General features: G+C 40.3%; 7 protein-coding genes and 2 pseudogenes. 2 read left to right on the forward strand and 7 right to left on the reverse strand.

The genetic code is table 11. The features are described 5' to 3' along the window. The first annotated feature begins 30 nt into the window (after positions 1-30). Entirely contained in the window at positions 31-177 is a 147-nt protein-coding gene (locus ABHN01_RS25420; protein ID WP_429877854.1) for an FbpB family small basic protein, read from the forward strand. A gap of 240 nt (positions 178-417) precedes the next feature. On the opposite strand, the gene lacD is transcribed toward ABHN01_RS25420, so the two are convergent. The 7 genes and pseudogenes from lacD to ABHN01_RS25455 form a co-directional block, all read right to left on the reverse strand. Next, on the reverse strand, positions 418-1,434 hold the full coding sequence (gene lacD, locus ABHN01_RS25425; protein ID WP_429877855.1) for a tagatose-bisphosphate aldolase: 1,017 nt from the start codon (positions 1,432-1,434) through the stop codon (positions 418-420). Between the two features lie 15 nt (positions 1,435-1,449). Beyond that, complete coding sequence (gene lacC, locus ABHN01_RS25430; protein WP_429877856.1) at positions 1,450-2,385, reverse strand: tagatose-6-phosphate kinase; 936 nt, start codon at positions 2,383-2,385, stop codon at positions 1,450-1,452. Beyond that, a pseudogene (locus tag ABHN01_RS25435) lies at positions 2,382-2,888 on the reverse strand (amidohydrolase family protein); the annotation flags it as partial. The gene lacC and the pseudogene ABHN01_RS25435, both read right to left, overlap by 4 nt. A gap of 133 nt (positions 2,889-3,021) precedes the next feature. Continuing rightward, the gene (locus ABHN01_RS25440) at positions 3,022-4,188 is read right to left on the reverse strand and encodes an SIS domain-containing protein (RefSeq protein WP_290399172.1); all 1,167 of its coding nucleotides are present in this window, start codon (positions 4,186-4,188) and stop codon (positions 3,022-3,024) included. 23 nt (positions 4,189-4,211) lie between these two features. Next, entirely contained in the window at positions 4,212-5,114 is a 903-nt protein-coding gene (locus ABHN01_RS25445; protein ID WP_429877857.1) for an ROK family protein, read from the reverse strand. 187 nt (positions 5,115-5,301) lie between these two features. Further along, entirely contained in the window at positions 5,302-5,610 is a 309-nt protein-coding gene (locus tag ABHN01_RS25450; protein WP_429877859.1) for a hypothetical protein, read from the reverse strand. Between the two features lie 194 nt (positions 5,611-5,804). Continuing rightward, complete coding sequence (locus tag ABHN01_RS25455) at positions 5,805-6,530, reverse strand: GntR family transcriptional regulator (protein WP_429877858.1); 726 nt, start codon at positions 6,528-6,530, stop codon at positions 5,805-5,807. A 101-nt stretch (positions 6,531-6,631) separates the two neighbouring features. Here ABHN01_RS25455 and ABHN01_RS25460 point away from each other — a divergent pair. Then, positions 6,632-6,838 (forward strand): annotated as a pseudogene (locus tag ABHN01_RS25460) (Tn3 family transposase); the annotation flags it as partial. Between the last annotated feature and the right edge of the window lie 607 nt (positions 6,839-7,445).

A 7,445-nucleotide genomic window follows, 5' to 3' on the forward strand; every position in this document is an offset into this window, starting at 1 on the left:
GTTCGAGTAAAATAAAAAATTCAGTTTATGATGAGGAAAAAGAAAGCTATCTCCGTTAAAGAATCAGTAGTTGAAAATAAAAGGGAATTGCTTGAAGATAACAAAGTTCCTGAACAGATCGAAAAGCTTATTAAAGCTAGACATCAATACGTCCACCCTTTGGTACAAACAAAGTAGTAAGGAGTTTGACGCGAAATGGAAAAATTTCATCTTTCCTTCTTAATTTTAACCATCAAGCCCTCGGCAAAGAACCGTGGGCTTGATCTTTACCTTTTTATCAAAAGGGCTTTTTTCGGTGGAAAGCCGGATCACATTGGAAAGGACGCGGCTATATATAATAGTTGATTTTGTCATAGCGATGTCTGGAAAGCTTTCCAAATAATCATTTAAATATCCGATCCTACTTCTAATAATCCATTAATCTCTGAAACATAAGAACCGTTCATCGGCTGATCCAGTTACCTTGTTAAACCATGAGGTAGCTGTTTCCTTCAGGACAAGGTTTAGCGCTTGAATATTTTTTTTACCAGTATCTTTTAACCAAGCACGTCCTACTTCTTCACCATTTTCAGCAAATGGAGCAACACCATTTTTCCATGTTGCCCGGCCGCAGAGAACACCGTTGAAGGCAGAGCCTGATTTCTTCGCAAATGCTAAGGTTTGTTGGAACAGTTCTGCACTTACGCCGGCGCTTAAAAAGATAAATGGCAATTTCGTTGCTTCAGACTGCTCTTTAAAATACGCTGCTGCTGCTTCCTGACTATAGGCTGTCTCGCCTTGAGTGAAGCCCCCCACAAAATTCATATCCACTGGAACTTCTACCTTTAAAACATCCACCTTGTATTGCGGTTTAGAGAATTCCCTCATTGCTTCAATAACTTTATGAGGCTTTGCTTTGGCATATTCCATGCTTGCCACATCATCATACTTGGCATCGTAAGTCACAATCTCTAAAAAAAATGGAATGTCTTCCGCCGCGCATTCAGACCCGACCCGTTCCATATAAACATGCTTATAGTCATTAATTTTTTCATCTTCATCGACATCGTAGTACAGTAAAAATTTAATCGCATCTGCACCAGCTTCCTTCAGGCGTCTAACAGACCACTCTGTCAATAAATCAGGCAAACGGCCCACCGCTGCTGCATCATAGCCTGTTTTTTCATAGGCCACCAGTAAACCTGCGTCTGAATGGCGAACTTTTGCAGCCGGCAGACCATATTCCGGATCCAATAGAATCGATGTTGCATACGGTGTCAACTCTTCTGAAACTAATTCTTTAAAACGGACGATCCCCTCATCTCCGACAAAATTTGAACTTGCTGCAGCAATCATTTTCTTTAATGAACCGCGCTGATCAATTGCCAAAGCTCCGATAATCCCATTCTCATCGGATAAACGTTTTAGAGCCGATAATTTATTTTTCGTTAACATCGATAATCACCTCTGCTAATCTATTTTTTTAACCTCTACCAATTCAAAAAATGGACCGAACTTCGCAATGTCAATATATCCTGTTCCTGCTTCTATCGTATTAAGCAAGCCTGTTGTCATCGCGGTTTTCAGTACGTCTGAAACAGACTGTTTCCGTTTAAGAGCAACCGCTAATCCGGCAACAGTAGCATCACCGGATCCGACAGGATTCACCACGTCGATAGCAGGGATAGTAACTCTATAATAATCTCCACCATGTTTGACGAAAGCACCAGCCTCTCCCAGTGAAACGACAACCCATTCAATCCCATCAAACATTTCATTGATCAACCCTCGTTTCAGGTTGCTGTTACTCCTTTCCACTTCTATGCCAAAAAGCTGGGACAGCTCCGCAATATTCGGCTTGATGGCAAATGGTTTCACCTTATGGTTCAAAACCTGTTTTAACGATTTTCCTGAGGTATCAACAATCACGGGAATTCCCTTCTCCTGTCCAATTTCTACCATCATCTGGTAAAATCCAGACTCTAATCCTTTTGGTAAACTACCCGAAATGGTCACAAGGGTAATTTCAAAAAGCAGCTCCCGATATTTTTCTAAAAAGGCTGCCCCTTCTTCCGCCGATAAAGTCGGGCCGGATTCTAAGATTTCTGTTTGCTTGCCATCATGAAGAATGGCGATACAATTTCTTGATTCTTGATTAATTTTGAAAAAGTTATTTCCAATATCGCTTTTCTTTAATTCCTGAATAATGAAATCGCCGATAGTTCCGCCAAGCACACCTGTCGCCATAACGTCTTCGCCCATTTGCTTGACGATCCGAGCGACATTTAACCCTTTACCGCCAGCTGTTTTATAAACATTTTCCACACGGTTCACATGATCCAGTTTTAAATCCTGAATCGGATACGATATATCAACGGATGGATTCATCGTAACAGCTAAAATCATCGTACTCCCTCTTCCTCAATGGAGTCTTTCGCTTGAAACAGGCAAACACCATCAAGATACGTCGCCTTTAAATCAAGCTCCGGCGTCAATACGATAAAATCAGCATCATGACCGGCTGAAATCATGCCGCATTCCCCATCAATGCCAATGCTTCTCGCAGGTGCTGTACTTGCCATATAGATGGCTTCCTCCGTGGTGGTAATTCCCCAATCAACGGCATTTTTTACAGCGTCTTTTAATTGCAAAATACTGCCTGCTAAACTTCCGTTCTTCAATCGAGCTGCCCCGTTCTTCACTTCGACAGGAAATTCTCCAAGTTGATAGCGGCCTTCAGGCATACCACCAGCTATCATGCAATCAGTCGCCATGACCGTTTCCTTCCTGCCGCGGGCATTCATTAAAATGTTAGCAGCAGCAGGATCAACATGATGCCCGACACAAATAATTTCCGCAAACACCTTAGGCAGATTTATCGCCGCACCAACCATTCCTGGCTCACGATGGCCGTCTTTGATTTCCAAATAACCGGGGCCTGCTACCCCATCTTCAAGAAAAAATATATCTGCATACACAAATTCCCCCATACCTTGCACCTCTGTTTAGAAAAGGTAGCTGCCAAGCAACCTTTCACGAAATTTACTTATATTCATGGATGGTTACACCTTTAACGACACGATTAACCGCTCCACTTGGCGAAGGAGTATCAGGTTTATTCCCGACATTAATCGAAGCCAGCAGTGCGATTGTTTGTCCAACCATGAGGAAAGGCAATGTCAGGTAAGCATCCGGTAAGGTACGAGCGTCATCGTCGAATAAGAACGTATCACCGACATAATTCTTGCCCCCGTCCACTGCGATGGCACAAATAGCACTGGCGATTTGATCCTGTCTCAATTCATTTAACATATCGAGGTCGTAACAACGTGTATACGGATGGTTGGAAACAAACATAAACACCACTGCTTTTTCATTTACAAATGATTTAGGACCGTGGCGGAATCCGAGTGATGAATCAAAAGAAGTGGCAATTTTACCAGCAGTTAACTCCAAGATTTTTAATTGAGCCTCTCTTGCCAAGCCCTCAAAGCAGCCTGAGCCAAGATAAATAATTCGTTCAAAGCCGGAAGAAATCATTTTTTTAATATCAGCTTCTCTGCTAATAACGCTTTGACCCATGCGGCGGATCGTTTCGACAATGTTCAATTTTTCTTCGATCGATAGCGTATCAAAAATGAGTAGTGCAGTTAGGGCCATACAGGTGTAGCTTCCAGTCATCGCAAAGCCTTGATCATTGGATCTTTCAGGCATCAATAATAAGAGGTTATTTTCATCCCCTTTTGCCCGTTGTGCCAACTTCCCATCCTTAGAGCAGGTGATTGTAATTTGATAAATATTTGTTACCACTTGTTCTGCTAACTCCACAGTGGCAACACTTTCTGGGCTGTTTCCGCTTCGTGCAAAAGATATTAATAATGTCGGGATATCTGCTTTTAAGAATTGATACGGGTTTGATACGATTGTCGTTGTTGGAACGCTCATCAAGTCCCACTGTTTCTCATTCACTTTTCCTTTTATAAATGGGGTTACAGTGTCACCGACATAAGCGGAAGTTCCTGCTCCCGTAAAAATAACCCGGATACGATCATGTTTTTCCGTCATATTTCTCAAAAATGCTTCAATCTTTGAACTCTTCTTAGTGTACAATGCAAATGTTTCGCCCCATAATTCAGGCTGTTGTTTGATCTCCGCTGTTGTAATTGAAGCCCCTAGTGGCATTAAATTTTCCCGACTTAACGTAAACATCTTTGACACTCCTCATCTAATATTTAGTTCCCTTCGAATACCCGTAATCCCGCACCAACGACGCCGTTGTTCTCCTTAATCGTGCTAATCGACATGTGGCTTAATAAATGCTGTTGTTCAGGGATTTGGTACAATTTCATTTTTTCTACTATAATTTCAAGCAAAAAAGGGTTGTGAGTGATGACACTTCCACCAAAAACCACTTTATGCGGGTCCAGTAAGCAGGAAATGGAATAGAGCGCTTGGACCCAATTGTCTGTCACCTCGTTTATGATGTTCTGAAACTCACGTGCCCCGCCTTTGTAGCGTTCAAAAACATCCTTAGTTGATAGTTCCGCCATCTGCAATTCCTTTTGTGCTAATTTTTCAATCGCAGGTCCCGCAGACGCTTGTTCCAGTCGCTCTAATTTCTTGGCAGTCTTTGAAAAGACTGGAATCAAGCCGAGTTCTCCGGCAAATCCAGCTCCCCGGAAAAATGAACCGTTTTGAATAATGGAACAGGAAATGCCTGTACTGATTGTCACATAAACAAACGTTTCATCGCTTTCTGCCTGGGTCTCCTTCCACTCACCAAAGGCAGCCATGTAAACATCATTGTCGATCGTAATCCGCTGGAGTCCGAATTGGTCTCGTAAACGGGAAGTAAGGGGAAACTTGGTCCATGGTAAATTATTTTGAAAAACCGCAATCCCTTGTTCACGATCCACCTTGCCCGGTACACCGACACCAATACCATACATATCTGCAATTGTAAAAGATGAATCTTCAAGAACTTGTTCTACCGCTTTTACGACTCTAGTAAACATCTTTTCTCTGTTAGAGGGATCACTTTTTGTCTCCGCACGATTCAGCAATTCCCCTGTTTCCGAAATGATTCCAGCAGCAATCTTTGTCCCGCCAATATCAATTCCAATTGCCTTATTCATATTCACGCTCCTCTACTAGCAGTTTTGTGTCTGCTGTAAAAATTGGTGTCATTGAGAAGACGAGTTTTCCTCAACAAATTTGTTACATGCATTATACAAAGTTGGATTGTTGGTACAAGTAAACAAATTCATTTTCCTACCTGAATCGTTAATACAAAAACATATAATGCGAACATATCCGATCGCATTATATGTTTTTCAGGAAAGACTTTAACGAGACGTGTATGCAACAAATCAAATACCCGGCCCTTTGACTCTTGGGCACTCCCGATTGTTTGCCAGTATTGATCACTAAATCTCTTAAACCATCTATCTGAAGGCTGTCTTTTAGTAACGCAGCCTCGATGACCATAGCAAGATTTGTTCCGCCAACCACAGCAAAATTTTCCTCCTCATCCGTAAGTGATACGGCCGTTTTAAACGGAGAACCACCAACTAAATCACATAAGAATACGATAGATTCACATTCTTGTAATCTTGATAAAGTCTCAAACAGCTTTTCTCAAGATCGCCTGTCGAATCGCCTTCAAGAAAATCCACGTATTCCACATTGGATTGATCCCCAGCGATCAGTTTTACAGATGGCCTAAACGTGTCGATTCGCTGTTAGCAAAATATTCGGCATGAAATTACCCCCATTCGGTCAACAGGACATGTAGATACGTCACTACCAGTCGAGGTACACCTAGATTAATTTTCTAGGCGGACATGGTATTTAAACTTATCACCCCTGGCGATCGTATTGGTATATTCAATGACCCGGTTTATTCCATGTGTTATTCGTTCAATACGTAAACATGGCAGGCATGGAGGCATTTGTAGCAACTTTGCCTCTTTTTCATTTGTCATTACTGGCATAAACAACTCATCTGCCATTGTGATTTCTGTTTCAAAACGATTTCTGAAAATATCGTATAAAGCTGTATTTTCTAGATCTTTTTTTGTTATACCCGGAAATAAATCATAGGGTACAAAAGAAGTTTCAAGCATCATTGGTATATCATCAGCAATACGTAATCTCGAAAAACAATATATTTTAGTGCCCTCAGCAACTAAAAACTTATTACTAATCTTTCGATCGGCTTCAATAACATCAAACGATAAAACCTTCGAGACAGGAACCTTACCCAACTTTTTCATCTCTTCTGTGAAGGAATAAAATTTAACCAGTTCTTGATTAACTTTTTTTGGCGAGACAAAAGTACCTTTTCCATGCACTTTATAGATATATCCATCTTTCTCGAGTTCGTTTATCGCCTGCCGAACTGTTGTTCGAGATAAATCATACTGTTGGCATATTTCCCTCTCAGACGGTAACTGCCCATTTTCTCCTATTTCATCTTCCATTTTATTAACTAATATATCCATCAACTGGATATAAAGGGGGATTCTGCTGGTCTTATCAATTCGTGTCATGTCTCACCTCTATTGGTAATGTGGTCACTACCAGTGTACTCCCTTTTCAACCTTTAGTAAAGGTTTTTAACAAAATATATTAGGCGCGGTAAACAAGACCACTACAAAGAACTAGTGCATTAAATATATTAATCAATGCAATAAGCTACTGGAACACTGTGTATTTGAGTGAAGCAATAAAAGAATTTAATAAAAAGAAGAATTACTTCCCCACATCTCACCTTTAAGATGGGAATATTAATCTTCTTGAAGAATATAAATTTGATTTATTACCAGCTAATTCACTAAGACCTTTAAATAAAAACTAATCTATAACTTAAGCCAAATCCCTTAACATACAGGTATTTGGCTATATTTATGTGGAAATTTGCTAAGCGTAAAAATTTCCGAAATGTTGGAGGTACCCCATCAAGTTAAAATTTTATGCACCCCCAAAACGACTTTTTGTAACATTTATCGTTTTTGGGGTGACCTGTTTTCTTAGCTTGATAGGCATGTGATGCTCTCCCTTTATAGAGCAATTTTTCCTTGTGACAGATTACTTTGCGGTCTACAGCAAGAACCCTGCACCAAGATCTAAAAAAACAAACGACAAAAGGAGAAGCAAAATGAGCGACAAAAAGATTCAAAAGAAAGAACGAAGTGAAAAACCAAGAACAACCAGAAAAACAAACAAATCCAACCGAAGGTTATAGCACCGACATTTTAATTTTTAAATAAAAGCCAAGAGACTTTTTTATGTCTCTTGGCTTCAGAAGTCATTTAATTATTTTACAACTATTAAAATTTTATCATGAATAGACAGCTTTTGGCTTGGTTTCGTTAAACGATTGTTTAAAAGAATCTCGCCGTTTTTTATCTTTTGTACGATTTCAGTTCGACTCCAATCTTCAATATAGTCTGCAAGTGTACGGT

Source organism: Fictibacillus sp. NRS-1165 (assembly GCF_050468105.1).
Taxonomy (GTDB): domain Bacteria; phylum Bacillota; class Bacilli; order Bacillales; family Fictibacillaceae; genus Fictibacillus_C; species Fictibacillus_C terrinigri.

Excerpts from the sequence above, each read along its gene's own strand:
- lacD (WP_429877855.1), bottom strand. The coding sequence starts at position 1,434 with ATGTTAACGAAAAATAAATTATCGGCTCTAAAACGTTTATCCGATGAG.
- lacC (WP_429877856.1), bottom strand. The coding sequence starts at position 2,385 with ATGATTTTAGCTGTTACGATGAATCCATCCGTTGATATATCGTATCCG.
- ABHN01_RS25445 (WP_429877857.1), bottom strand. The coding sequence starts at position 5,114 with ATGAATAAGGCAATTGGAATTGATATTGGCGGGACAAAGATTGCTGCT.
- ABHN01_RS25440 (WP_290399172.1), bottom strand. The coding sequence starts at position 4,188 with ATGTTTACGTTAAGTCGGGAAAATTTAATGCCACTAGGGGCTTCAATT.
- ABHN01_RS25455 (WP_429877858.1), bottom strand. The coding sequence starts at position 6,530 with ATGACACGAATTGATAAGACCAGCAGAATCCCCCTTTATATCCAGTTG.
- ABHN01_RS25420 (WP_429877854.1), top strand. The coding sequence starts at position 31 with ATGAGGAAAAAGAAAGCTATCTCCGTTAAAGAATCAGTAGTTGAAAAT.